The 24,926-nt window shown below is 63.2% G+C and carries 20 protein-coding genes; 11 read left to right on the plus strand and 9 right to left on the minus strand.

Translation table 11 applies throughout. The annotated features are described in order from the left end of the window. Positions 1-487: 487 nt before the first annotated feature. The 5 genes from FZ046_RS11035 (at position 488) to FZ046_RS11055 (ending at position 6,160) form a co-directional block, all read left to right on the plus strand. Positions 488-1,426, plus strand: a complete 939-nt coding sequence (locus tag FZ046_RS11035; RefSeq protein WP_070351336.1) for a glycosyltransferase — start codon at positions 488-490, stop codon at positions 1,424-1,426. A 12-nt stretch (positions 1,427-1,438) separates the two neighbouring features. Further along, a complete protein-coding gene (locus FZ046_RS11040) occupies positions 1,439-3,421 on the plus strand; it encodes an acyltransferase family protein (protein WP_070351337.1) in 1,983 nt (660 codons plus the stop codon). Between the two features lie 78 nt (positions 3,422-3,499). Further along, positions 3,500-3,985 carry a hypothetical protein gene (locus tag FZ046_RS11045; protein ID WP_070351338.1) on the plus strand — a complete coding sequence of 162 codons (486 nt, stop codon included), beginning with the start codon at positions 3,500-3,502 and terminating at the stop codon, positions 3,983-3,985. Continuing rightward, positions 3,982-5,034, plus strand: coding sequence for a glycosyltransferase family 2 protein (locus FZ046_RS11050; RefSeq protein WP_083297966.1), 1,053 nt, complete (start codon positions 3,982-3,984; stop codon positions 5,032-5,034). Before FZ046_RS11045 ends, FZ046_RS11050 begins: the two co-directional genes overlap by 4 nt. 43 nt (positions 5,035-5,077) lie before the next feature. Continuing rightward, the gene (locus tag FZ046_RS11055) at positions 5,078-6,160 is read left to right on the plus strand and encodes a glycosyltransferase family 4 protein (RefSeq protein ID WP_083297967.1); all 1,083 of its coding nucleotides are present in this window, start codon (positions 5,078-5,080) and stop codon (positions 6,158-6,160) included. On the opposite strand, the gene FZ046_RS11060 is transcribed toward FZ046_RS11055, so the two are convergent. Continuing rightward, a complete protein-coding gene (locus FZ046_RS11060; RefSeq protein WP_070351339.1) occupies positions 6,130-7,203 on the minus strand; it encodes a glycosyltransferase family 4 protein in 1,074 nt (357 codons plus the stop codon). The genes FZ046_RS11055 and FZ046_RS11060 overlap by 31 nt on opposite strands. Next, entirely contained in the window at positions 7,196-8,260 is a 1,065-nt protein-coding gene (locus FZ046_RS11065; protein WP_070351340.1) for a glycosyltransferase family 4 protein, read from the minus strand. The genes FZ046_RS11060 and FZ046_RS11065 overlap by 8 nt, the downstream gene beginning before the upstream one ends. Positions 8,261-8,637: 377 nt before the next feature. Between FZ046_RS11065 and FZ046_RS11070 the strand changes: the two genes are divergently transcribed. From FZ046_RS11070 to FZ046_RS11090, 5 genes are all read left to right on the plus strand, one after another. Further along, the gene (locus FZ046_RS11070) at positions 8,638-9,681 is read left to right on the plus strand and encodes a glycoside hydrolase family 5 protein (protein WP_125939658.1); all 1,044 of its coding nucleotides are present in this window, start codon (positions 8,638-8,640) and stop codon (positions 9,679-9,681) included. 139 nt (positions 9,682-9,820) lie between these two features. Beyond that, positions 9,821-11,254, plus strand: coding sequence for a flippase (locus FZ046_RS11075; RefSeq protein WP_246182964.1), 1,434 nt, complete (start codon positions 9,821-9,823; stop codon positions 11,252-11,254). Positions 11,255-11,584: 330 nt separating this feature from the next. Beyond that, positions 11,585-12,256 carry a YveK family protein gene (locus FZ046_RS11080; protein WP_170292424.1) on the plus strand — a complete coding sequence of 224 codons (672 nt, stop codon included), beginning with the start codon at positions 11,585-11,587 and terminating at the stop codon, positions 12,254-12,256. 8 nt (positions 12,257-12,264) lie between these two features. After that, positions 12,265-13,836 (plus strand): O-antigen ligase family protein, encoded by a 1,572-nt coding sequence (locus tag FZ046_RS11085; protein WP_125939659.1) that lies wholly within the window; start codon positions 12,265-12,267, stop codon positions 13,834-13,836. Positions 13,837-13,838: 2 nt separating this feature from the next. Beyond that, the gene (locus tag FZ046_RS11090) at positions 13,839-14,846 is read left to right on the plus strand and encodes a polysaccharide deacetylase family protein (RefSeq protein WP_170292425.1); all 1,008 of its coding nucleotides are present in this window, start codon (positions 13,839-13,841) and stop codon (positions 14,844-14,846) included. Here the strand turns inward: FZ046_RS11090 and FZ046_RS11095 are convergent. Together FZ046_RS11095 and FZ046_RS11100 are read right to left on the minus strand one after the other, a co-directional pair. Next, a complete protein-coding gene (locus FZ046_RS11095; protein ID WP_070351345.1) occupies positions 14,843-16,129 on the minus strand; it encodes a glycosyltransferase in 1,287 nt (428 codons plus the stop codon). The genes FZ046_RS11090 and FZ046_RS11095 overlap by 4 nt on opposite strands. Positions 16,130-16,197: 68 nt before the next feature. Then, positions 16,198-17,310, minus strand: coding sequence for an acyltransferase family protein (locus FZ046_RS11100; RefSeq protein WP_083297971.1), 1,113 nt, complete (start codon positions 17,308-17,310; stop codon positions 16,198-16,200). Positions 17,311-17,608: 298 nt separating this feature from the next. On the opposite strand from FZ046_RS11100, the gene FZ046_RS11105 reads away from it, so the two are divergent. Next, positions 17,609-19,441, plus strand: coding sequence for a PE-PPE domain-containing protein (locus FZ046_RS11105; protein ID WP_170292426.1), 1,833 nt, complete (start codon positions 17,609-17,611; stop codon positions 19,439-19,441). A 9-nt stretch (positions 19,442-19,450) separates the two neighbouring features. On the opposite strand, the gene FZ046_RS11110 is transcribed toward FZ046_RS11105, so the two are convergent. The 5 genes from FZ046_RS11110 to FZ046_RS11130 form a co-directional block, all read right to left on the minus strand. Further along, positions 19,451-20,878: a sugar nucleotide-binding protein gene (locus tag FZ046_RS11110; RefSeq protein ID WP_070351348.1), complete on the minus strand. Its 1,428-nt coding sequence runs from the start codon at positions 20,876-20,878 to the stop codon at positions 19,451-19,453. Between the two features lie 8 nt (positions 20,879-20,886). Further along, positions 20,887-21,882: a dTDP-glucose 4,6-dehydratase gene (rfbB, locus tag FZ046_RS11115; RefSeq protein WP_070351349.1), complete on the minus strand. Its 996-nt coding sequence runs from the start codon at positions 21,880-21,882 to the stop codon at positions 20,887-20,889. 2 nt (positions 21,883-21,884) lie between these two features. After that, positions 21,885-22,754 carry a glucose-1-phosphate thymidylyltransferase RfbA gene (rfbA, locus tag FZ046_RS11120; RefSeq protein ID WP_070351378.1) on the minus strand — a complete coding sequence of 290 codons (870 nt, stop codon included), beginning with the start codon at positions 22,752-22,754 and terminating at the stop codon, positions 21,885-21,887. Between the two features lie 194 nt (positions 22,755-22,948). Further along, positions 22,949-23,842: a cyclopropane mycolic acid synthase family methyltransferase gene (locus FZ046_RS11125; protein ID WP_070351350.1), complete on the minus strand. Its 894-nt coding sequence runs from the start codon at positions 23,840-23,842 to the stop codon at positions 22,949-22,951. Positions 23,843-24,013: 171 nt separating this feature from the next. Continuing rightward, positions 24,014-24,892 (minus strand): cyclopropane mycolic acid synthase family methyltransferase, encoded by an 879-nt coding sequence (locus FZ046_RS11130; RefSeq protein ID WP_070351351.1) that lies wholly within the window; start codon positions 24,890-24,892, stop codon positions 24,014-24,016. Positions 24,893-24,926: the final 34 nt, after the last annotated feature.

The following is a 24,926-nucleotide window of genomic DNA, read 5'->3' on the forward strand; positions in this document are numbered from 1 at the left end:
TCGCTCCTGGCGCGCCAAGCTTGCCAGCGGCTGAACGCGGCCGCAGTGGTTTGCATTGCGCTGCGACCGATCGAAGAGTGAAAAAGCACGTTGTGCCGGTAATTTACGTTCCCCGCCCGTAGCCCAAGTCGCACGTCCAGGAAACTCCTAGGGGTTCCCCCGATTCCTGCCCCCTTGCAGTCCCTTAGCGTTGTGCCCGAAGGAGGCGGGCGGACGAGCCGCCGAGCGGGTATGCCGCGCGGGACCGTCGATGAATGTAGGGCGCAACGTGGCGCCTCTGGCGGCACTCGGCGCTCCCGAATTCGAGTTTCAGCAATGCGCATGTCCGAGTCAGGCGCTACTATCAGTTCGTCTGGCAAATCGCGGCGGGTGGGGGACACAAGCCGCGGCCAGTTATCGGTGGGGGAAGTCAATGGTTGGTCGCGCGCGAACGCGTGAGACTCGGAGCAGCGTCGTCGCCGGCGATCCGGCGCCGGGGCGCCACCTCTTGGTCGCGTCGACCGGAGGGCACCTCGCAGAACTCGAGCGGTGGTCGAAGGTCATCGGATCGGACGCCGACTCGCTCTGGGTGACCTGCGAATCCCTTCACAGTGCGTCGGTGTTGCGAAACCGGAGGGTCCTCTTCCATCCGTACGTCGCGCCGCGTGATGCGGCGGGGTCGGCGAAGGCCTTCCTGCGGATGCGGAAGGAGATCGACTGGGCGGCCGAGGAGTTCTCTGCCGCCGTGACGACGGGTGCAGCTCTCGGGGTCGTCGGCCTCGCTGCCGCGCGCCTGCAAGGTGTCCCGTCCTTCTACTACGAGAGCGTGTCCCGTGTGAACGGGCCGTCGCTGAGCGGCAAGCTCGCCGGCCTCGACCCGGGTATCACCCGGTTCTGCCAGTACGAGCACTGGGCGAAGGGGTCGTGGACGTACCGTCGTTCGCTCTTCGACTCATTCGCCTCCGTGGCCAAGGCCCCGGTTGACCGACCCAAGCTGTTCGTCACGCTGGGGACGATCCAGCCGTACCGATTCGATGCCATGGTCGATGCAGTCATGTCGACTGGACTCGCCGATGACAGGACGGTGTGGCAGCTCGGAGCCACGAAACGCACTGACCTTCCGGGAACGACTGTGTCGCAGCTGAGTTCGACCGAGTTCGCAGAAGCCAGCCGCGGTGCGGACGTAGTCCTGACCCACGCCGGCGTCGGCACGATCATGAACCTGCTCGACATGGGCATCTCACCAGTCGTGACGCCGCGGCGATCGAGCCGGAAGGAACACGTCGACGATCACCAGTGCGAGATCGCCGGATTCCTTCGCCGCCGGGCGTTGGCGAGCGTGGCCGAGGTGGAGCAGCTGGACGAATCGGCCATTTTGGGAGCGTCGGGTTTGGCGACGGAACGCCGTAGCCGCGAGGACCTCCTCCCGGCGAACGCCTCCGGGTGAACGACCAGTCCAATGCTGCAGACGCACACTTCGCCCGTCGGTGCCACCGAGGGCATCAAGATTGATGATGTCCTCCCATACCGAGCTGACATCGACGGCTTGCGCGCCGTTGCCGTCACGGCCGTCGTCGTGTTTCACGCTGGCTTCAGCGGTCTACCGGGTGGCTTCATGGGCGTTGATGTCTTCTTCGTCATCTCCGGTTACCTCATTGGCGCTCAGGTATTTCGGCAGTCTGCTGGTGGTAGCTTCAGCTATCTGGCGTTCTACGCGCGACGTCTCCGGCGCTTGCTTCCTGCGCTACTGACGCTGATCGGCGCATTCTTCGTCATCGGTTGGTTCGTGCTCACGCCCGATGAACTCCGCGAACTCGGCAAGGAAAGCGTGGCAGCAATCGCGGGGGCGTCGAACGTGCTGTTCTACCTCGGCGGCGATTACTTCGCTCCAGCGGCCGACATGAAGCCCTTGCTTCATACGTGGTCGCTGGGCGTGGAAGAGCAGTTCTACATCCTCCTCCCCCTCTTGGCCATCCTCATGACGAAGGTCATCAGGATCCGGCCATTCGTCGGGCTCGCGGTCGTAACGGCGATCTCGTTCGGTGCATCCATTGTCCTGGTTCAGCTGAACGCCCAGGCCGCTTTCTATCTCCTACCTACACGATTCTGGGAGCTGAGTATCGGTGCTCTGCTTGCCATTTCGAGTATCACAACGGAGCGCCGCCTCGGCATCGGTGTGCAGCGAGTCGTCGCCTGCGGTGGGACGGTCTTGATTGGCTTGGCCTTCGTCGCGTACGAACCGGCCTTCGGCTTTCCCGGCGTGCTTGCGCTCCTGCCGACGGTGGGTACCGTGCTCATCATCGCCTCTCCGACGAGCCTGCTCAATCGGGGTTTCCTGGCCAATCCGGTCACCGTGTTCGTTGGGAAGGTGTCGTATTCCTGGTACCTCTGGCACTGGCCGGTCTTCTACCTCGCTCGCGTGCTTGATGCCGAACACTCCGTACATCCGGCCGTACTTGCCGCGACGTCCTTCGGATTGGCGGTTGTGTCGTGGCGTCTCATCGAGCAGCCCTTTCGACAGCGCCGATCGACGAATGGTCGAACGGTTGGGCGCTACTGCGCGGCAATGTTGGTGATGGCGGCAGTGGGCACACTCTTCTACCACCAGAATGGCTTCCCTTCTCGACTCGATCCTTCTGCGCGTCAAGCAGCCGAGGACGCGCGCCGAACGCAGGACGACCCCTGTCTTCTCCGGAACGGCGATATCACTGTTGATCCCCGGCAGTGCTCCACGGCGACGCCTGGTCAGGCGTCCGTCACCATCATCGGTGACAGCCACGCAGCTTCCATTGCACCCGGCTTCGAAGCGCTTGCCTCACAACATGGGATGGGCTTCCGACAGTCGACGAAGTCGCTTTGCACAGCCCAGTGGGGATACGCCAACCTGGTCTCGGACCTGCCTCACTTCGTCGATGAGTGCCTTGACTACCAAGCGGGAGCTTTCGAAGCCGTCGAGAACGATCAGAGCATTCGGGTGGTCGTCCTTGCGTCGCGTTGGTCGCTCGAGCAGGAACTCGTCACCACCTCCGCCGGATCCGTCATGGGTTTGGAAGCGGCGCTCGAAGCGACAGTGCGGCGATTGACAGCCCTGGGCCGACGTGTAGTCCTGGTCCAGGATGTCCCCGCCTTCACCTTCGACCCCTACGCGCGAGTGATCGGAGAGGCGCTACCACTTCGCGCGGATATCCAGTCGTTACTCCGCGCTCCTGCTGACGACGGAATCGCAGCGGTCGCGGATGTCGAACGCGACACGAGCCGGCAGATTCTCGAACGCGTCGCTGCACGGCATGACGGCGTTTCGCTGTTCGACCCGTGGACGAATCTCTGCAGCGTCGACGGATGCAGATATCGGTTCGAGGAGAGGCTGTTCTATTTCGACAATCAGCATCTCACGGCAGCAGGTGCTCGACGAGCGGTTGGACGCGAGGCGCCATGGCGCTGAGCGCACGGACCAACCATACGAGGATCGACGACGGCGCTATCGACAGGCGGGAAATGACGTCATGAAGGGGGATACGAAATGAACAAAGGGGTCGTGGTCTTGAACGCGACGATGGTGATGATCGCAGCTGCGCTTTGGGGCGGGTCCGGTGTCGCTTCTGCGGATACGCCGGACGTCGTCGGGAAGACCTTCGGGGATGCCAAAGGGATCGTCTGGCAGAGCCAGATGAAGCCGGTCGTCGTCACGATGATGGGTGACAGAGTCCCGCAGGACCAGTGCTACGTCGTGAGCACGACACGGGTCTCCACTCGCGACGCCCGCGGACAAGTCGAGAGCCCACCGGTTTTGGGGCTGAATCTGAGCTGTTACAAATCGTCGGCCAGCGGGAAAGCGCCCGGATTCTCCGCAGGAAACACGTCCCCGAGCGCTGAGGCGGTCCGCACTGCTGACGCAGAAGCCACGCGCAAATGGAAGCAGAGCCCGAATGGGCAGGAGTGGTGTGAGAAAACCTACTCGGCGCATCCCGAGTGGGATATCGACCCAGATTGCGTCCTCGACGAATGACGCACGTCGCCGGCGAAGCGACCGTCACAGCCGAGGAGTCGGTGACTGGGGTCCAGCATTCGACGGCAACCCCCCATGTGGCGGCGGTCGTGCTGAATTGGAACGGAGCCGAGGACACCATTACCTGCGTCGAAAGTCTCCTGCGTTCGACCCATCCTTGCCTCAGTGTCATCATCTGCGACAACGCCTCTCGCGACGACTCAGTTGAACGTATCCGAGGATGGGGCGCGACGATCTCGACCTCACACCCAACGTTCGCCTTCAAGGAATGGACTCCACACGATGTGGGGCGTTCCGGAAACGATCTAGCGGGTACCGTCAATCTCGTACGCAGCGAGCGAAACGGGGGATACGCCGCCGGCAACAACCTTGCGATGAGATTTGCGCTTGAGGACCCGAGTGTGGTCGCAGTATGGATTCTGAACAATGACGTCGTCGTCGAGGAGTCAGCGCTCACCGAAGCGTGGGCGGTTCTCCGGGACGACGATCGCATCGGAATAGTCGGTGCGACATTGCGCTATTACGAAAGAAGTGACGTCATCCAGTGTCAGGCTGGGGGATCCTTCGTCCCGCGGAAGGGCCTCGCTGAAACGATCGGCGCAGGGCGGCCGGCAACCGACCCCTTGTCCGCGGACCACGTCCTGTCTCGTCTCGATTTCATCAATGGTGCCGCCGCACTGGTGAGTCGGCGGATGATCGAGACCGTCGGAATGATGTCCGAGGACTACTTCCTTTACTGGGAGGAACTCGATTGGGCGTATCGCGCTCGATCCATCTTTCAGCTGTCCTACGCTCCTGCAGCGGTGATCCGCCACAAGGTCGGTGCGTCGATCGGCACGAATGACCATGGCGAGGGCTCCGTCCTGTCGGAGTATTACTACAACCGCAACAGGCTCCGATTCTGTTGGCGGCATTCGCGCACGTCTCTGCCGTACGTCTGGATGCAGCTGTCATGGGATCTGCTTCGAGCAATTGCATCACGTCGTCGACGGCGAGCTACCGTCCTCAGTCGAGCGATGCTCGGCTTGCCCGGTCCCCAGCCGTCATGACGGCACCGTCGCCTGCAGATTGACGAACGAAGTGGAGGACTAGATGTTTCACGTCGTTCTCAATCGACCGAGTGCGCTTGGCGAGAAAGCGCGCGGCGCGTCCGCCGGCGAGAATCCACGTCACTCGATGCATGATTTGGCTCTGCGCCTGCGTGCTCAAGTGCATGACGGCACGAACGTCACCCCGGCTCGCCTCGACGCGGTGTTGGCACGAATGACGCGCACCAAGCCGCTCTGGTGGTCGATCGCTCGTCGGCTCAGGCGTGAGGTCCGCCCTGGCGACGTCATCTTCTGCACGGGTGAGGACGTGGGACTGATTGTCGCGCTCCTCTGCGGGGCGCGTAGTCGACGTTGCCACGTTGCCGTCATGGCTCACCGCGTAGACACCACGAAGAAGCGCATGGCCCTTCTTGCCTTTCGTGGCCGGAGTCGAGTCGCCCTGTTCACGACGGTGTGCTCTCGCCAGGCCGAGGTGCTCGGAACGCTCGTCAAGAACGGTGGACCGCGCACGATCTGCATGTGGGATCAGACCGATACACTCTTCTTCTCGCCAGGACCGTCAACTGCTGCGAAGAGTCGACCTTTGATCGCCAGTGTGGGTCTCGAAAGCCGGGATTACGCGACACTGGCGACCGCAACGGAAGACCTCGACGTGGATGTCCGCATCAGCGGATACTCCGCGGACACCCGGGTGCTGGCGGAAGCGTTCCCGATGACCATGCCACGCAACATGGAGCGCCGATTTCACACGTGGCGGGAACTCGTGCAGCTTTATCGAGACGCCGATGTGGTGGTAGTGAGTCTGTATCCGAATGCGTATGCAGCCGGTGTTCAGGCACTGATGGAGGCACTCGCATGTGGTCGTCCCACGGTGGTGACATCCACCGTTGGCCTCCGCGACTACATCGAAGATCCTGCCGTTCGATGCGTGCGGCCTGGCGACGCTGACGACATGAGAGCCGTTCTCCTCGAGATCATCGAAAATCCGGAAGAATCTGAACGGCTAGGCCAGGCTGCAGCGACACTGGCGGCTGAACGACATTCTTGCGAAGCGTATGTCGAACGACTAGTCACCGAGTTGAGGGCTCTGTCCAATCATGGTGAGTACCCGGTCACGGCGCGGTAAAGATCATCGAAGCGTGTCGAGACGGCCGCAACCTCGAAGTCCCGTCCTACGCGTGTGTGCGCTGCCTGACCGATGCGAGCGCGCAGTGGTGCATCGTCGATCAGGCCGTTCAATGCGGCGCCCAGTGCGACTGGGTCGTCCGGACTAACCAAGATGCCGGCTTCGCCCTGCAGCATTTCGGGGATGCCACCGACCGGGGTGGAGACGACGGCGATCCCACGCGACATCGCCTCGAGTATGGCCATCGGCTGACCCTCGTCCCGCGATGGCAACACGAGAACCTTCGTTCGGGCCAGGAGTTCTTCGACCTCCGCGGATGGCTTCCAGCCCTCTACGAGGACCGAATCCGTCAAGCCATATTCAGTGACCAAGTCTCGGGCACGCTGTACGTCTCCATCGCCGGCGATGATCAACCGGGCGGAGGCTGATCGTTCGGCATTGGCTCTCGCCACCGCACGCCACGCTTCGATGAGGATAAAGGTTCCCTTTCGGTCACCGATCTCCCCGAGGAATGTCACTTGTACGTCGCCTGAGGCGAATTGATCAACGGATGTCTTGAGCGGAACGGAATTCGGGATCACCACGATTGAAGCCGCTGGAGCGATTGCGCGCAACCGAACGGCCCAAGCACTACCCAGAGCGACGACTGCTGCTGCAGACTCCAGTGTCCGCCGGATGAACGTCTGCATCAACCGAGGAGCCTCGTCGTGGAAGAGATGGAGATCGGCACCGTGCATGTGGAAGACGACGGGGATGTGAAAGAGCCTTGACACCCAGGTCAGTAAGGCTTTCCGCACGAAACTTCCATATGCGGCGCTGTGGACGTGAACGACGGCTGGCCGGCGCAAGAGGACCTCGACCAAGAAGAGTGTCCCGCCCTTGATGAAGTACCCCAGTCGTACGAAGGCATTGCCGTTGGTGTGGGTTACTACGAGCCGCACATTCCATTCGTCCCAGAGAGGGGTCTCGGCGACCGTGGTGACGAAGCGAGCGATACCGCCGCGTGCCTTCGTGGAAGCCCACAGCGCGCGACGTTCAGGCACCGGCGTCGGGTGTCGATGTTACCGCCCTAGCGCTCGCCACAACGTCCTCGAAGATGTCGATGAGGCGACGAACTGCGACCGAGACGTCGAAGTGTTCGGTGTAGTGGGCGAGCGCTGCTCTACCTTGCCTCTCGACTTCGGCCGGTTCGGCCAATGAGTCGAATGCCGCGCAAAGCCCGGTGACGTCATCGACGTCAGTGACACTGCATTGGGGAGGTTGGTACTCGGGAAGACCTCCGGCGGTGGACACTATCGGCGGCACTCCTAGCTGCATGGAAACGAGCTGTACGCCGCTTTGGGACGCCGTCCGGCAGTGCACGACGGAACCTTTGGCGCTCGCGAGCGTTGCCGTGACGTCGCGGTACCGAAAGTCCTCGTTCCTCCATCGCGTATGCGCGGGAAGGGGGACTGCGACCTCTCCGGTGCCGAACAGTACGAGTTGGTCACCGCGCCAGAATGAGCCGCGGACGTGCGCCTCCCATGCCGCGAAGACGACGGCGTGGTTCTTGTAAGGACGTTGGCGGCCAACCAGGACGAAGTTCTGTCGCTTCGCGCCCGGAACGAAGCCCGGAAGGTGAGTGGCGTCGAGGTCGGTCACGAGCGGCGCTACGTGGACGGGCCGGCGCAAGCGCTGACGAACGCGATGCGCAACGTATTCGCTATAGACGACCGTTGCGGCGGATCGCGCGTTCCACGCTTCAAACGATCGAATCCACCACGGTTCACGGTGGGTCTCATCGTGTGGGCGGTCGTCGTGAAGGAGTTCGATGCGTGGTGCGAGGCCGCCGAAGATGCGCCATCGTGGATCTCGAAGGAGTTCCGTCACAACGACATCAGGTTTGAAACGACTTGCGGCCCGATAAGCGCGCGCGATGTTGACCCAATCGACAGTCGGTACCGGCCGGCCACACAAGACCGTCTCGTATGGACGCAACCCGTCGGACTCAGGGTGCAGATTGGCCGTCACGAGCATGACGTCGACGCCATGTGCCCTCAGGCCATCTGCGCAATTGCGCGCAATCGGTCGTAGCCACGGCGACAACCACAGGACGCGCACTATCTATCCTCAGTCGACAGGGCTTCGCGTGCCCCGCGAGACGAGTGATTACACGAAGCGAACATGACCAAGCCCCCACTTGTCAGCATGGCGCGAAGAAGCGTCAAGGCATACAGCAACCTTCACCCCTGGCGCGAGTCTAGCTCAGTCGCCGACATTCCGCGTTGCGTATCCGGTGTTATTGACCTGGTAACGCGGCAACTTCCCGATCGTAGCCAGGCCCGGGTAGAGTCTAATAAGTCCGCGTGACGCTGAACTGGCAACGCTGGCGGTGAGTGGGGACTCGGGGGGATCGCAGTGATCGTGCGTGTCGGTGTTGGGGCGACCGTGCTGGCCTGCCCATTGGTCGCGATGCGGCGATATGGAGCGTGGTCGGGATGAATCGGCGGCAAGCGCTCCTTGCCATCGCAGCCGCATCGGTCGGCTCTGCCTGCAGCGGCCCGGCGGAGCAGGACGTCATCCGCTCGGGCGGGCCGACGGTCGCTACTAGCGATGGTCCGCGGAAACTGGCCATCGGCTCGGGTGACCGTATCCGTGGGGTTTGTCTCGGACCTGCCGTAGAAGACTTCCGCGGCGACAGCGCGTGGACTGGTCTGTGGCAGCGCTGGGATTGGGAGGGGCGGATTCGGAACGAGTTGGACGACGCGGTCGCGGTCGGAGCGAATTGCGTTCGTCTCATTGGTAACACGCATGCCGTAACCTCGAACGTCATCAGCCGCGATCTCTATCTGTCGCGGTGGCAGCAGTTCCTGGATCATTGCAGCGGCGCGGGGTTGCTGGTCTATCCGTGCGGCGGGGACTTGCGGCACTGGGGCGAAACCCCGTTGCCAATGGCCGAGGACATCTACCGGGACTGGGCCGGATTGCTTGCTCGATACGAAGGGGTGGTAGGCGTCGACATCACGAACGAATCACCCGCAGCCTCGCGGATTCAAGGCGGAGTGGCGTTTCACCAATCCGAATCGTGGCTTTACACGGTCCGCAGACTTGGAGAAGTAGTGCGCGAGGTTACCGACAAGGCAATCACTCATTCGCGAGGCCTCTACAAGTACGACGCGGCCAGTTGGCTGCACGGAAGTCCCGAAACCGATGCGTTGTCCGATTTCGTCGACGTCCACGCCTACCGAGCGAGTACGCCGGCCGAAGCGGACGCGCTGTATGCGTCGGATTGGGCTGCGAACAAGCAGCTTCTCATCGGAGAATTTGGCGCCAACATGACGGCGACGGTCGTCGAACGCGCAGCGGCCTACCAAGAGGTCAAGGCTCTCATCGAACACGACCCGAGGTGTGTCGGCGGTCTTGCCTGGACCATCTACGACACTGGCACAGATACCGAAAGCATGTACGGCCTCTACGACGAGAACCGGCAGCCCAGGCAAGACATCGCTGACGTATTCGCAACCTTCCCCACCACGCGATGAAGTGTCGGCGTCGAACTCGCAGTCGTCCCGCCGACTCGGCGGACAACGAAGCCTCCGAGATCGAATGAGCGCACGCAAGGGACGCCTTACCAATTCTGGCGACCCGTTAGACATGAGTAGGAACTCGTCGAAACGAATCATGGCCGCAGCATTCGGCCAGCAGCTCGTCTTCCGCGTCGTAGGCATGTTGGTCAACGTCGTCACGATCACTGCGACGACCCGCTACCTCGGCCCAGCGGAGTACGGAGAACTCACCACGGCGGTCGTCTTCGTGGCGCTGTGGACGAGTCTTACGGAGCTGGGCATCGGTTCGGTGATCGTTCGGAGGGTCGCATCCGGAAGCGGCTCGCTCGAGCGCCTCGTACGAATCAATGCTGGGATGTCACTGACCTACTCCCTGCCTCTATTCCTCGTTTCGGCGGCCACCGGCGCAGTGGTCTACCGACACGACGGCGACGTGGTAACCATGATCGTCATCGTATCGAGTGGGCTACTGGCCACGACGATTTCGAGCTGCTTTCAGCCCGTTTTCATCGCGACGGTTCGCTTCAAGGCGGTAGCCGCTGCCGATTTCACGAGCAGAGTGGCCGCTCTGGGGATCACCCTCGTGTTGGTCCATCAGCAGGCCGACCTCGTTTGGTTCGCCGTCGTGCAGTTGGCGCCGCCACTCGCCGTGCTCGCCATTCAATCGGTAGCGGCATCGCGAATCGTCCACTGCAGACCGATCTTCAATCGACGTGAGAGCTGGGCTCTGCTTCGTGAAAGCCTTCCGCAGACGGCCGTACTGATCATTGGAGTGCTCTATTGGCGCATCGATGGAGTGATCCTGAGTCTGATGAGCAGTCCCGCCGAGGTCGGGGTGTATGGGCTCGCCTACTCGCTTGCCTTCACCATCTCGGTGCTGCCCGGTTTTCTGGGGACGTCAACGCTCTCGGCGATGACGCGGCTACATGCCGAGGATGCGGGAAGATTCGGTTCCTTCACCGCTGGAACCGTTGAGCTGATGATGTTCTTCGGTCTTCCCATTGCTGTCGTTGGTGCCTTCTGCGCCTCCGACATCGTCGGGGGCATGAGTTCCACGGAGTTCGTGAGCCGTGGAGGACCGACACTTGCGCTTTTGCTCATCGCGGCTTGTATCGGGTTCTTGACAGGCGTACTCGGACAAGCGCTCTTCGCGGCACATGACCAAGTGTTCTTACTCAAGCTCAACGTTGTGACGCTCATCGTCAACATAGGATTGAACGTCATCCTGGCACCGCGTCACGGTGCGATCGGCGCGGGAGTAGCCATGCTGGTCACCGAGGTAATCGGCCTCGTTGTTGCCGTCTGGCGATTGCGAGTTACGACGACCTACCGGACGCCCTTGAAGTTCGCCGCGCGGTTGTTGGTTCCCATTGCGGCTACTTCGACCGTCGTCGTGGGTCTCGAAGCTGCCAACGTGATGCTCGCACTCTCCTGTGCCGTCGTGGCATACCTCGGACTCAATCTGCTAATCGGACCCGTGACCAAGGATCGCCTCCAATCGCTGTGGTCTGACACTGGTAAACAGCCGGGACAGGTCGCCAGGCCGTGAGGGCGCCGTGAGCGGCTGGTCGGCAGACGGACAGGGCCTTCTGAGCAAAGTTTTGAGGGATCGGCGAATATCCGATAACCTGCTCTCGTGCGCGGTTGGGACCGGGCACGAGGGGAAGCTCGCGAGGGGGATTTGCGGTGTTCGATCGCCGTGCGTACATCCGTGGCGGGATCGGCACCTATTCGCACTGAATCGCGGCAGGTCGACTCGCTTCGTCCATCAAGGCGTGGCATGGCAAATCTGCGGAGCGTGCGTGAGGTCTCTGAGGAAGGCCGGGGGAGAACTGTGTCATCACTGAATGTTGCGGCACTTCGGAGATGGTGGTGGCTCTTGGTCATCACCACGACGCTCGGACTCGGGGGCGCTTTCATCTCGTTGCAGGTGGTCGAGCCCGAGTATCAGTCGTCATGCAAGCTTTTCGTGGCGGGACGGCCAGACTCCGGCACAGGTGAGGGTTATCAGGCGGCGCAGTTTGCGCAGGCTCGCGTTGCTGCTTACCTGGATCTCATCAAGGGAGCGCGAGTTGCAGAGGGCGCCATCAACGCTCTAGACCTCGACATCCCCACACAGGACCTGCAGCAACGGATCTCGGCCAGTGCGGCTGCAGAATCGGTGATCATCACGGTATCCGTCACGGACTTGCAGTCCCAGAGATCGGCAGACCTCGCCAACGCCGTCTGCAACACGTTCATCGCGGTGGCCACGGATGCCGAGGGTGCAAATCCGCTCGTGAACGTCAGGGTCATCGAGTATGCGAAGGGTCCGCTCTATCCGATCGGGCCAAGCCAGAAGCGTTACCTCGCTGTGGGCCTGCTGACCGGCGTTCTTGCTGGCGCGGGACTCATCGTGGCCCTCGGGAACATGACTCGTTCGCCGCGGGTGGCGCCGCCCCCGACTGGAGGCGAGCCGCACGATCATTCGTCCAATGGACGACGAGTGGAGAACTCTTCGAACGAGGTGCCTGTTTCCGACGGATCAGGACGCCGTCGGCGCGAGCATTAGGTGCGGCGATGGGAGATGCAGCCGGAAGGCCGTTGTTCCTCGAATCCCACAGGATCAGTGCGTTGCGCGCATCGGTGGTCGGGATGCCGCAGGCGGTCCGCGTACGTAGCGAATGGTCGCTCATTGGCACCACATTCGCCGTCGTCTTCGGTCTCAGCGCAACGATGCACGGACTGTCGCCGTCGCTGCCGGCGATCGTCGGTGGAAGCTTCTTCTTCGGCATGTTGGTCGTCCGGAATCGAGCTTGGATAGTCCACGCGACGTTGATCGTCCTCTTCATGACTTCCGTGCCAGAGGTTCCGCGCGGTGTTCGTGTCGGAGGGATCTTCGTCTTCTTCTATGAGATCTTCATCTTCGCCTCGTTTCTGTACGCCCTCTCCCTGGCAAGGGCTCACAGCGCGGATCTTCGCACCTTGACGAAGCGCGCGGTCGTCAGATGCGCGGTCGTGTTCTCGGTCGTCATCTTCATGGGCTTGGCTATAGCCGTGCTGCGGGGCCATCCCGTATGGGACATCCAATACGACGCGAAGTCCATCGCCGAGATGATGATCGTGACATTCATCGCGGTGGTGCTCATCGCAGTCGATGACTGGAAGCGTTACGTCAAGACCCTGGCCTGGGTGCTGAGTACTTCCGCGTTGCTGATGGTTTATGCCTCGGCGACCGGCTTCGTGTTGTGGGGTCGGACTGAAACAGCAGAACTCTATGCCTCGGGCGGTCGAGCGCTTGCCGGAGGATCCGAAGCGGTGCGCTATCTGACGCAGACGACCCCGCTCGCCCTAGCCGTGCTGCTTGGAGGCGTCGGCCTCTCCCTCGTCGGGCGATTGACCACCTTCGGGTGGTTCTTCGTCGTGTTGCCGGCACTCGTCATCAGCGTCCTTAGCTTCTCCAGAAATACCTTGCTCGCTCTCGCAGGCGCGGTCGTATTCACGTTGGTCGTCGCCGCCGTCCAAGGCGAGGCCGCGACGTTGGCCAGACGATTGGTGGTCCTTCCGCTGATTGCGGTGCCTCTACTGGTCGTCATCATGAGCTTCAGTTCCGTGCTGGGTGCTCGCGACTGGATCGACACGCAGATATCCGGCTACGCCAATCGAGTGGTCGCCGGTCTCGACGAATCGAACGAGCGAGCCGATGTGTCGGCGAATTATCGAGATCTCGAGAACACCTACATCACACAAGCCGGCATGGAGCACCTGGCGTTCGGCGGCGGTTTTGGTACACGGTACAAGCCGGCGAGTGGCAAACGAGGAGAGTTTCAGGCTGTCGAAGGCACGATGTACGCACACAATGCTTACAACTGGCTCTTCGTCAAAGTCGGATTGCTTGGACTTCTTTCGTTCGTTGTTCTGCTACTGGCTTGCATCGTGCCCGTCGCAACCCGAAGACGCAGTTCGACCCTCGCGATCGCAGGGGCGGTGACATTGGCGGGTTTGAGCATTGCGATCGTCGTGACGCCGATGCCGATCGAACAACCCGGATGTTCAATCCTGGCCATTCTCATTGCGATGTGCGTCTTCCGACGCGATGTCGACCTCGGTCGAGCACGGACACCATCCTTCGACCTGACGAAAACGAGTTGAACATGTCGGTGCGAATGGGCCACGCAGCAGTGCGTGCGCTTTCGTGCATCGCCGCCACGATGGTGTTGACGGCATGCGCATCGACTCCAGCAACCACAGCGCCTCAACAGAACCTCGGCGCGACCTCGATCACCACGTGGAAGGACGGTAAACGAGCGGTCTACATGTTGGCGTTCGACGACAACCTGCCCTCTCAGCTCGACAATGCGGTTCCGATGCTCGAAGAGCGAGACTTGGTGGGCACGTTCTATGTCGTTCCCGGAAGCGCATTATGGCTTCAATACTCTCCGCAGTGGGCTGAGGCGGCACGGAGCACATCGGTCGTACTCGCCAACCACACCTTCACTCATCGTGGAGTGACCGACATACAACAACTGGACTTCGAACTGACGTCGGCGAATGATGCACTTTACGCTCTCTATCCCGACCGTCCACGTCCTTTCTTGATGGGGTGGGCTCGTCCAGGCGGCGTTCCTTGGGACGTGACACCCGAGGAACAGAACGCCGAACTCCTCGAGCACGACCTCGTCGAACGTCCCGACTATGCTGGATCGCCCGTCAACTTCACGACGGAAGCCGAATTGTTGGCCTCCGTCGACACCGCGATCGCAAATCGCGGCATCGGCCACAACGACATGCATGGCATCGGCGGCGACTACCTAGTAACGCCACTCGAATGGTTCACTGCGCTACTCGACAAAATCAAGGCGCGATCCGCTGACTTGTGGGTCCCAGATCTGGTCAGCTTCGTCAAGTACCGAGCTGAGCGAGAAACTGCGCGAGTCGATCTTCTGAAGAGGAGAAGCGGCGAAATTCGCCTCTCGCTGAAATCTGACGCCCCGTCGTCCTCGTACGACTACCCGCTGACTCTGAGAACCGAAGTTCCACAGAATTGGAGCGTTGCCGTGGTGAAACAGGGAAGAGTCCAAACAGCCGTGCCGGTCGAGGACGGCGTTGCGCAATACGACGCCGTTCCGGGTAGGGAGGACATATCCCTCACGGCAATTTAGTTGCAGTCCACTCGAGCCTCGTGGTCGTCAACATCCCGGCCGTCCAACAAGTAACGACGTGACCATTCATTGCGCCTCTGCAGCCACGTGTCCTGCGTATTCGTCGCCGCGAAACGGACGGCATTCTTGGCCATGCCTGCAAGCAGGCCGCGGTCTGCTGCTAGGGCAACGATGGCTGCGGCCAAAGACTCGGAATCAGGCCAGGATGCCAACGCGACAGCTCCCGATTCCTGCTGTAAGTCACGAAAGTACGCGGTGTCGAAACTGACGATAGGCAGCCCTCTGGCAAAGGCATCGAAAGCGGCTCTCGGTGTGTCTTCGACAAGCGGGGCTGCGACGCACGCGTGCACCGCCTCTAGCAACTCGAACAAGCGTCTGCCGTACTCCACTTGTGGGTGCACCTTTACGCAGTCGGTGAGGCCCAGGCTCTCGATTTGCGTTCTCAGCGCTTCCTCGAGGTCTCCGCCGCCGATCAGCAAGAGTTGGATGTCGCAATCACTCTGTCGCGCGATGCTGATGGCCTCAACGATGCGATCCAAACCCTTCTTCCAGGTGAATCGCCCGAAGTAGCAGAGTATGAACGTCGGCGATTCCGACGTGGCCAGCCAGCCCTGCCTCCGCTGGACCGCCGCCTCGGACAGCACGTCGTTCGCCGAATGCACGGTGTCGTAGAACGCGTGCACATGGGGGAGGCCTCGACCGTAATCGGCGACCAGGGACGAGCCCTTGAAGAGGACGAGATCGCTCATGAGGGGGGCCAAGTGGAGCTGCAGGCGCCGGAATGGCTCCAGCACAAAAGCATTGAGGGCGTACTTCCAGATACTCCATTGGCCGAGTCGACGATAGCGGCGTGCATCCTCACGGAAGTCGATGTCGAGGACGAACAACGTCGGAAGGTCTTGGAGCCAAGCCATCACGTTGAGAAGGGCGAGGAGCGGTCGACGGATGTTGAACGCCATCCCGGAATGCAAAACCCGTGCCCGCTTCATCTGCTTCCAGAGTGGAGGTAGGGATGCCAAGAACGACCGTGTCCAGAAGGCGAGCGATGAATCGTCTTCGTCATAGGGACACAGAATTTCCACTCCATCGCTATCCCGGAGGACCGTCATGTGGTGTCGTTGAGCGCCGTAGACCTGCTTGGACATCCGAGGGCACACGAGGACGATGCGTTCGATCTCGTTGCCAACTTCCTCGCGCAAGGCAACGACGTGCCGTGCAAAAGCGCTCTCAAGGGCAATCCATCCGGTCGGATCCTCGTATGCCGGTGTCTGGACCGCCAGCATGTAATCCCCATGTCGACGTCTTGCTGGACACCGTCGCCACACGCGTGATTGTGTGCTCACGGTGCCTCTCACGTTCGGGCCGGCGTTGTGGTTCGCGAAGCCGGCCGCCGCACGAAGGTACGCGTCCACGCTTTGATCAACGGCTTTTCGACGTACCGGAACACCAGGTAGCCCGCGAATGCGGACAGCGGCACCATCATCAAGGTGAACGGCACGATGGGTAACTCGGGGAAGAGCTTCGCTACTCCGAGCTTTGCGGCCGGTGCGATGACGAAGCTATGCGTCAAGTAGATCGAATAGGAAGCGTCTCCCACGGAGCGCGCCAGCCTTCGCAGCAGCGAGTCCTTCGCGCCACTGTCCGCCAGCGCGGTCACCGTCACGCAGACGAGCGCAGCGACGGGAAGCACCACCGAGACGATGGTCGCAGGCAACCCGACGTCTACCGCTGATGCCGTCAGCGCCAGCGTCACGACGGCCACACCGAGCGCCACGCCGAATGACGGTCCTCCAGGAATGCGTCTGCGCAACAGCGCGATTCCGACCCCGGCGAGGAAGTAGAGAATCATCGGATGCGACCAGAACGCCAAGACATTCTCGGGGCTGAAAGCGCCCGCCAGGTGCAGGATGGTTAGCGAGCCGAAAAGCGCAACGACGAGCCACAGGCCTCGTCGTGCGAACAACGCGAGCCCAAAGACGAGATAGAACAGCATTTCGTAGTTGAGGGTCCAGCCGAGGCCGAGGACGGGCCGCCACACGCCGTCGGCGTTCTGGAACGGGATGAAGAATAGCGATTTGAGAATCTCTGAGATGGTCGCGTTGCCGAAGTAGACCTGTTTGGCCCCGTAGAGAATCGTGATGGCCCAGTAGAGCGGCACGATGCGGGCGATACGTCTGGCGTAGAACGTCCTCGTAGCAGCAGGCTGGCCGAAGTCGTTGCCGTGGACGTAGACCATGAGGAAGCCGCTGATGACGAAGAAGGTGTTGACGCCAAGGGCTCCGTAGACGTCGACCGGCGCGTTGCCGATTCCCGAAGCACCGCGGTAGATGGCCAGGGAGTGGCCGATCACCACCATCAACGCGGCGCATCCGCGCAGACCCTGAAGCGCATCCAGCCTGGAGCGTGGAACCGTTCCGTCGGTTCGTCGTTCCGTTGGCAGCGTACGGTTCCAGAAAGCAATCATGACGACGATTCCCCCCGAATCATCCGCGCGAGTTAACTGTGGCGCGCGACCGCGTCGTTCAATGCCCGCGAACGAGGTCGCTCTCCCATGCGCCTGCAGGTGAATGTACCAGTCTCGGCCAGTTTTCGTAGGCTGGCTGACGTTGCCGCCGCTTCGACGAATCGGCGCGGAATGCTTAGCTCAATCCGAGTCGGAAGCGCGCTCGCGGGGACGCGCTGATTGCTCCGACGGGAAGTCGCAAGCCACGGCGTCGCTGTGCACCGCCGCCAAAGACGCCCACCGAACCACACATGACGACTTGACCGATCCGCAGTCCCGGAACGCCGCGATGTGTCACCGTTTACCCATGCGTAAGTCGGCGAGAGCGTTCCTGCTCGTCATCGTGTCCCTCATCGGCGCCATAGGCCTCACGATCGGCGCGGCCTTCTCGGCAGCGCTCGCCTTCGGCGCGGTCGCGCTCATCGTCCCGGGCACCGGCACGCCGAACCCCGGCAGCGTCGAGAACTACATGTCTCAGGCTCAGAAGCGGTACCTGCAGGACACTGCCTGCGCCGACGCCGCGTCGTGCTCACTGCAGGGCATCGACTACCCGGCGTCGTTCTGGCCGCTGGCGATCATCCCGAACTGGTGCCGCTCGGGCCCGGACGGGTGCGACAAGTGGGACGAGTCGGTCGGCAAGGGCACCGCCCAGCTGACCACCCAGCTGAACACCGTGCTGACCACCACCAACGAGCAGGTCGTCGTCTTCGGCTACTCGCAGGGCGGCGCCGTGGTCTCCAACGTGCTGTCGGGCTATATCAACAACCTCTCCCAGGAGCAGAAGGACCGGATCAAGGTCGTCACCATCGGCGGCATCCAGACGCCCGACGGCGGCCTGTGGTCGCGCCTCGGCTTCTTCGGCTACATCCCGATCCTCGACGTCACGCTGCAGCCGCCGATGAACCCGAACACCGGCGTCGACTTCATCAGCTACGCCTTCCACTTCGACCCCGTCGCCGACGCCCCACGCTATTGGGGCAACCCGTTCGCGCTGCTCAACGCTTTCGCGGCGCTGGAGACCGTGCACGGCTACTACCTCACCCCGAATGGCAACGGCCCCGATGAGACGCTGCCGTATGGCTACACCGACACCACGCTTGCGACCCAATTGAACTGCTCGGCGAGCCCGAAGAATTGCCGCGAGGACGCCAACGGCAATCAGTACATCGTCATCCCGGCGACGTCGCTGCCGATTGCCGACCTGGCTTATGAACTCACGCCCAGCGCGCTGCGGCCGCTGATCAAGCCCTTCCTCGAACTGGTGGCCCCGGCCTACCGCGTCCTCGCCGAGCTGGGCTACGACTACACCGGCGACCCCAGCGTCGGCACGCCGCTGTCGATTCTTCCGTTCAACCCGTTCACCTTCAACCCGGTGAACTTCGCAGTGCAGTTCGCCAGCGCGATCGTCCAGGGCATCACCAACGCCCTGGGCGGCGGCACCAGCCTCTCGCCGCTGAACCCGCCGACCACGTCCCCGGCGCCGACCGTCGCGCCGGCGATCCAGGCGCTCAGCCGGCTGGCGGGCGATCAGACGCCGGTCGCGACGCTCGCCGCGGCCACAGCGGGTACCGAGAAGGCGGCCGGTGCCGCGGAGGCGGCTCAGCCCGTCTCGAGCGAACCCACTGTGGCGCAGCCGGAACCGGTCGTCGACGCGACTCCGGCCGTCCGTGCCGAACCCGTCGTGAAGGAGCCGGCGACGGCCGCGCCGGTCGAGACCCTGCCGGCGACGACCGAACCCGTGCAGACCGCGCCGGTCACGAGCGATCCGACCACGACCGAGCCAGTGAAGACCGAGCCAGTGAAGACCGAGCCCGTTCAGGCCAAGCCCGTCGAGGCCCCGTCGAGCACGACTGAACCGGTGACCGAGCCGACCAAGACCGAGCCGGCCACGACGCAACCGGCGAAGGTGGAGCCGATCAAGCCGACGACGTCCACGGTCACCAAGGAGGACCCCGCCGACACCGCGAACAAGGTCGAGCCGAAGAAGGCCGACGTCGGCGGCGCGAAGGACTCGGATGCCGCCAAGGACTCGGACGCCAAGAATGGCGGCGACGCGGGAGGTTCGGCAGGCGAGGCGAAGGCCGCCGCCTGACCCCGGGCGTCAGGACACCCGGGCGCCGACCTCGCGTCTGACGTACGCCGCCAGCGCGTCGCCGGCGTCTTCGGGTGTGAAGCCGACGTTGGTGATCTTCGTCAGGTCCAGCACACTGTTGCGGGGCCGCGGCGCGACGGGACCGGTTGCCGTCGCGAAGTATCCGTCGGTGGCGACGCCGGTGATGCGATCGGGATCGTGGCCGGCAAGGGCGAACGTGCTCCGCGCGACGTCGGCCCACGACGTCGCGTCACCGGACCCCGTGACGTTGTAGGTGCCGAAGGGGGCGGCGCTCTCGGCGAGATGCCGGATCGCCTTCGCCAGATCGGTCGTGAACGTCAGCCGGCCGCGTTGGTCGTCGACGACGCGGGGATCAACGCCACGCTCGGCGAGCGACAGCATGGTGCGGACGAAGTTCTTGCCCTCACCGATGACCCAAGACGTCCGGACGACGTAGTGCCGAGGCACGGTGGCGACCACGCGGTCCGCGGCAGCCTTCGTCTGCCCGTAGACGCCGAGGGGCGAGACGGCGTCATCCTCGAGGTAGGGCCGGGAGGCACTGCCGTCGAAGACGTAGTCACTGGAGACGTGGATCAGCGTGATCCCGTGCGCGGTCGCGACATTCGCCAGCGCGGCGACACCGTCGACGTTCACGACCCACGCGGCGGCACGGCCCTCCGCCGTCTCCGCGGCATCGACGGCCGTGTAGGCCGCGGCGTTGACGATGGTGCCGTAGTCACGCCAGCGTCGTGCCCCGGCCAGGCTCGAGGTCAGGTCGAGTTCGGTGCGGTCGGCGAACTCGACGTCCGCGCGGCCGTGGTAGGCCTCGCGCAGAGCGCGCCCGAGTTGCCCGGCGGCACCGACGATCAGCGTCTTCCGCGGAGGGATCGGAGTGATGTCACGCAGGCGCGGGTGGTCGCGGTCCTTCGCCGAGAGTTCGGCCTCCGCGAGGGGGATGGGCCAGGCGATCGCGGCGGTCTCGTCGGCGAGGTTGATCGACGTGTACTGGGCATCGGCCGAATAGTGGTCGTTGACGAGGTAGGTGTACGCGGTGTGGGGCTCGAGCGTCTGGAACGAATTGCCCACGCCCCGCGGAACGAACACGGCGCGTGAGGGATCGAGTTCGGCGGTGAAGACGGCGCCGAATGTCGGGCCATCACGCAGATCGACCCACGCGCCGAAGATGCGGCCGGTCGCGACCGACACGAACTTGTCCCAGGGCTCGGCGTGGATGCCACGCGTGGTGCCGGCAGCGTCGTTGAACGACACGTTGTTCTGTACCGGTCCGAAGTCCGGCAGGCCGAGCGCCTGCATCTTCTCGCGCTGCCAGTTCTCCTTGAACCATCCGCGATTGTCCCCGTGCACGGGCAGGTCCCACACCGTCAGGCCGGCGATGGGCGTGCTCTGCGCAGCGAGGGGCTTGCCGTATTCGGTCACGTCGTCACCTACTGGCCAATCCTGGCGTAGAAGGCCTCAGTAGTTTCCTTGGTGGGCGCCCACCAGTCCTCGTGCTCGCGGTACCAGGCAATGGTCGCTTCCAGGCCCGCGCGGAAGTCGGAATACTCCGGGGTCCAAGCGAGTTCGTCGCGTAGCTTCGACGAGTCGATGGCGTAGCGAAGGTCGTGGCCGGCGCGGTCGACCACGTGGTCGTAGGCATCGGTGGGCTGACCCATGAGATCGAGGATCATCTCGACGACGCTCTTGTTGTCCTTCTCGCCGTCGGCGCCAATCAGGTAGGTCTGCCCGATCGATCCCTTCTCGAGGATCCGCAGCACTGCCGAGGAGTGGTCCTCGGCGTGGATCCAGTCCCGGACGTTGCGGCCCTCGCCATACAGCTTCGGGCGTATTCCGCGGAGCACGTTAGTGATCTGTCGGGGGATGAACTTCTCGACGTGTTGGTACGGCCCGTAGTTGTTCGAGCAGTTCGAGATGGTCGCGGCGACGCCGAACGAGCGGACCCACGCCCGCACCAGCAGATCGCTTCCGGCCTTCGTCGCGGAGTACGGCGATGACGGGTTGTAGGGCGTGGCCTCGGTGAACCGTTCCGGATCGTCGAGTTCGAGGTCGCCGTAGACCTCGTCGGTGGAGATGTGGTGAAAGCGCACGTCGCGTCGACGTGCCGCTTCCAGCAGGGTGAAGGTGCCGACGACGTTCGTGTTCAGGAAGGGCCGCGGATCGTCCAGTGAATTGTCGTTGTGCGATTCGGCCGCGAAGTGCACGACGGCGTCGGTCGTGGTGAACAGATCGTCGACGAGGTCGGCGTCCGCGACGTCGCCGTGGACGAAGGCGACGCGCTCTTCCGGCAGGCCCGCCAGCGACGCACGGTTCCCGGCGTAGGTCAACGCGTCCAGGACCGTGACGTGGTGATCGGTGGCGCCGACCAGGTGGTGCACGAAGTTGGCGCCGATGAAGCCGGCGCCACCCGTGACGAGAATCCGCATCCTCAGTGTCCCCTCTGCAGTAACTCCAGAAGGTACGCGCCGTACCCCGACTTCATCGACCGCTTGGCGCACAGCTGCAGGTCCTCGTCGGAGAGGAAGCCCTGGCGCCAGGCGATCTCCTCGGGGACACCGATCTTCAACCCGGTGCGCCGCTCGATGGTGCGGACGTACTCGCCGGCGTCGGTCATCTGGTCGAAGGTCCCGGTGTCCAACCACGCAGTTCCCCGCGGCAGCACCTGCACCCGCAGTCGGCCGTTCTCGAGGTAGGCGCGATTGACGTCGGTGATCTCGTACTCGCCACGGGCGCTGGGCTCCAGGTCGCGGGCGATGGCGACGACGTCGTTGTCGTAGAAGTACAGGCCGGGCACGGCGTAATTGCTCTTCGGCCGAGTCGGCTTCTCCTCCAGGGACACCACCCGTCCCCCGGCGTCGAACTCGACGACACCGTACGCCGACGGCTCGGCGACCCAGTACGCGAAGATGGCGCCGCCGTCGACGTCGGTGAAGTTCTTCAGCTGCGTGCCCAGGCCGGGGCCGTAGAGCAGGTTGTCGCCGAGGACGAGCGCGACCCTGTCATTGCCGATGAAGTCGGCGCCGATCGTGAACGCCTGCGCCAGGCCGTCGGGGGAAGGCTGCTGCGCGAATCGAATCGACACGCCGAACCGCGAACCGTCGCCGAGGAGTCGCTCGAATCCCTCCGCGTCATGGGGTGTCGTAACTACGAGGATGTCCCGGATGCCGGCCAGCATCAACGTCGACAGCGGGTAGTAGATCATCGGTTTGTCGTACACGGGGATCAGTTGCTTGGAGATTCCCAGCGTAATTGGATGGAGACGTGTACCCGAGCCGCCTGCCAGAATGATTCCCCGCATGCGGACATGGTGACACACGCCGGCCCACATTGCCTAGTCGAACGTTTGCTAGATCCGCACGTCGGTGTCAATCCAACGCCCTTTGGGTCGTCATTCAGCTAACCCAGAGAGGGTCTGAATGCGGTGCTGGACAGCGCCCACCAGCGCAAAACGCCCCGACACATCGGTGTCGGGGCGTTCGCGGTTCGATGCGGTCAGGCGGCGGCAGCCTGCTTCAGGTACGTCACCAGGCTCACGTCGAGCGCCTCGTCGACGTAGTAGTACTGACAGCCCGTCAGGTACCGCATGTAGTCGTCGTAGGACTGCTCGCCGGCGGCGGCGATCGCCTCGTCGCGGTGCTGCTCGAGGCGGGCTGCCCAGATGCCGAGCGTCTTGATGTAGTGGTTGCGCAGGGAGAGCGGCTCGGGAACGGTGAAGCCGGCCTTCTCACCGTGCTCCACCAGCATCTTGGTCGACGGAATCCGGCCTCCCGGGAAGATCGTCTCGGCCATGAACTTGGCGAAGCGGGCCAGCTCGAAGGTGAGCTTCTTGCCACGCGCCCGCAGATCGTCGGGGTGGTAGCCACAGCTGCTCTGAATGGTCATCCGGCCGTCCTCGGGCAGGATCTCGAAGCAGGTCTTGAAGAACTCGTCGAAACGCTCGAAGCCGAAGTGCTCGATGGCCTCGATGGACACGATGCGGTCGACGGGGGAGTGGAACTGCTCCCAGCCCTCGAGCCGGACGTCGAACGTGCGGTCGGACTTGGCGTTGGCGAGCAGCCGGCTGCAGTAGGCCTGCTGGTTCTTGCTCAGCGTCAGGCCGATGACGTTCACGTCGTACTTCTCCATGGCCCGCTGCAGCGTCAGGCCCCAGCCGCAGCCCACCTCGAGCAGCGTCATCCCCGGCTTGAGGTCCAGCCGCTCGAGGTGCTGGTCGACGTTGGCGATCTGGGCCTCGGACAGCGTGGCGTTCGGGCCGGTGAAGTAGGCGCAGCTGTACTTGCGCGTCGGGTCCTGAAAGACACCGAAGAAGTCGTCGGACAGGTCGTAGTGCGCCTGGATGTCCTCGAAGTGAGGAGTGAGGTCCTTGGTGCCGGTGGTGTCAGCCATGTTTCTCCTGCGGGGCCTTTCCTCGCGACAGCTGCGAGCAGCCGATTCGTGTTTCTGATGCGGTGACCGAACCCTACGGGGTCCGGCGCCCAAGACGGGCCCGACTAGCCGTACACCCTAGCGTTTTGGGTGTTCGGCAGACCAATGCGGTTGCCGGTCGGGCGCGGCCACTCACTTCTGGCAGGTGAACTGATTCACGTCGATGAACCCGCGGCGGAACATGTCCGCGCACCCCGTCAGGTAGTGCATGTACCGGTCGTAGACCTCCACGGACTGCAGCGCGACGGCCTCCTCGCGGCGAGCCTGCAACGCCTCGGCCCACAGGTCGAGCGTGCGCGCGTAGTGCAGCTGCAGCGATTGCACGCGGGTCACGTCGAAACCGGCCGCAGTGGCGTGCTCGCGCACCTGGTCGATCGCCGGCAGCTGCCCGCCCGGGAAGATCTCCTTGGCGATGAACAGCGTGAACCGCGCGACGTCCATGCTCAGCGGAATCCCGCGCTCCTTCACCTCAGCCATCATCAGCCGCGTGATCGTGTGGAGCAGCATCACGCCGTCGTCGGGCAGCACCCGGTTCGCCATCGCGAAGAAGGCCTCCCACCGGTCGGCGCCGAAGTGCTCGAACGCGCCGATCGACACGATGCGGTCGACGGGCTCGTCGAACTGCTCCCAGCCCTGCAGCTGCACGCGCCGCGAACGGGCGCTGTCCAGGCCCTCGAAGGCCTTCTGCACGTGTGCGTACTGGTTCTCCGACAGCGTCAGACCGACGACGTTGACGTCGTAGCGCTCGATGGCCCGCAGCATCGTCGCGCCCCACCCGCAACCGACGTCCAGCAGCGTCATCCCCGGTTCGAGACCGAGCTTGCCCAACGACAGGTCGATCTTCGCCAGCTGCGCCTCCTGCAGCGTCATGTCGTCGCGCTCGAAGTAGGCGCAGCTGTAGGTCTGCGTCGGGTCCAGGAACAACCGGTAGAAGTCGTCGGACAGGTCGTAGTGGGTCTGGACGTCGTCGAAGTGCGGCGTCAGATCGGACGAGGGCGTGGAGGAAGACAAGGGGCTGTGGTCACCAATCGGTTGCGGCGCCGAG

Source organism: Mycolicibacterium grossiae (assembly GCF_008329645.1).
In the GTDB taxonomy this organism is placed as follows: domain Bacteria; phylum Actinomycetota; class Actinomycetes; order Mycobacteriales; family Mycobacteriaceae; genus Mycobacterium; species Mycobacterium grossiae.

Excerpts from the sequence above, each read along its gene's own strand:
- FZ046_RS11050 (WP_083297966.1), top strand. The coding sequence starts at position 3,982 with ATGACGCACGTCGCCGGCGAAGCGACCGTCACAGCCGAGGAGTCGGTG.
- FZ046_RS11070 (WP_125939658.1), top strand. The coding sequence starts at position 8,638 with ATGAATCGGCGGCAAGCGCTCCTTGCCATCGCAGCCGCATCGGTCGGC.
- rfbB (WP_070351349.1), bottom strand. The coding sequence starts at position 21,882 with ATGCGGATTCTCGTCACGGGTGGCGCCGGCTTCATCGGCGCCAACTTC.
- FZ046_RS11125 (WP_070351350.1), bottom strand. The coding sequence starts at position 23,842 with ATGGCTGACACCACCGGCACCAAGGACCTCACTCCTCACTTCGAGGAC.
- FZ046_RS11100 (WP_083297971.1), bottom strand. The coding sequence starts at position 17,310 with ATGATTGCTTTCTGGAACCGTACGCTGCCAACGGAACGACGAACCGAC.
- FZ046_RS11075 (WP_246182964.1), top strand. The coding sequence starts at position 9,821 with ATGGCCGCAGCATTCGGCCAGCAGCTCGTCTTCCGCGTCGTAGGCATG.
- FZ046_RS11090 (WP_170292425.1), top strand. The coding sequence starts at position 13,839 with ATGTCGGTGCGAATGGGCCACGCAGCAGTGCGTGCGCTTTCGTGCATC.
- FZ046_RS11095 (WP_070351345.1), bottom strand. The coding sequence starts at position 16,129 with ATGCTGGCGGTCCAGACACCGGCATACGAGGATCCGACCGGATGGATT.
- FZ046_RS11085 (WP_125939659.1), top strand. The coding sequence starts at position 12,265 with ATGGGAGATGCAGCCGGAAGGCCGTTGTTCCTCGAATCCCACAGGATC.
- FZ046_RS11055 (WP_083297967.1), top strand. The coding sequence starts at position 5,078 with ATGTTTCACGTCGTTCTCAATCGACCGAGTGCGCTTGGCGAGAAAGCG.
- FZ046_RS11045 (WP_070351338.1), top strand. The coding sequence starts at position 3,500 with ATGAACAAAGGGGTCGTGGTCTTGAACGCGACGATGGTGATGATCGCA.
- FZ046_RS11040 (WP_070351337.1), top strand. The coding sequence starts at position 1,439 with ATGCTGCAGACGCACACTTCGCCCGTCGGTGCCACCGAGGGCATCAAG.
- rfbA (WP_070351378.1), bottom strand. The coding sequence starts at position 22,754 with ATGCGGGGAATCATTCTGGCAGGCGGCTCGGGTACACGTCTCCATCCA.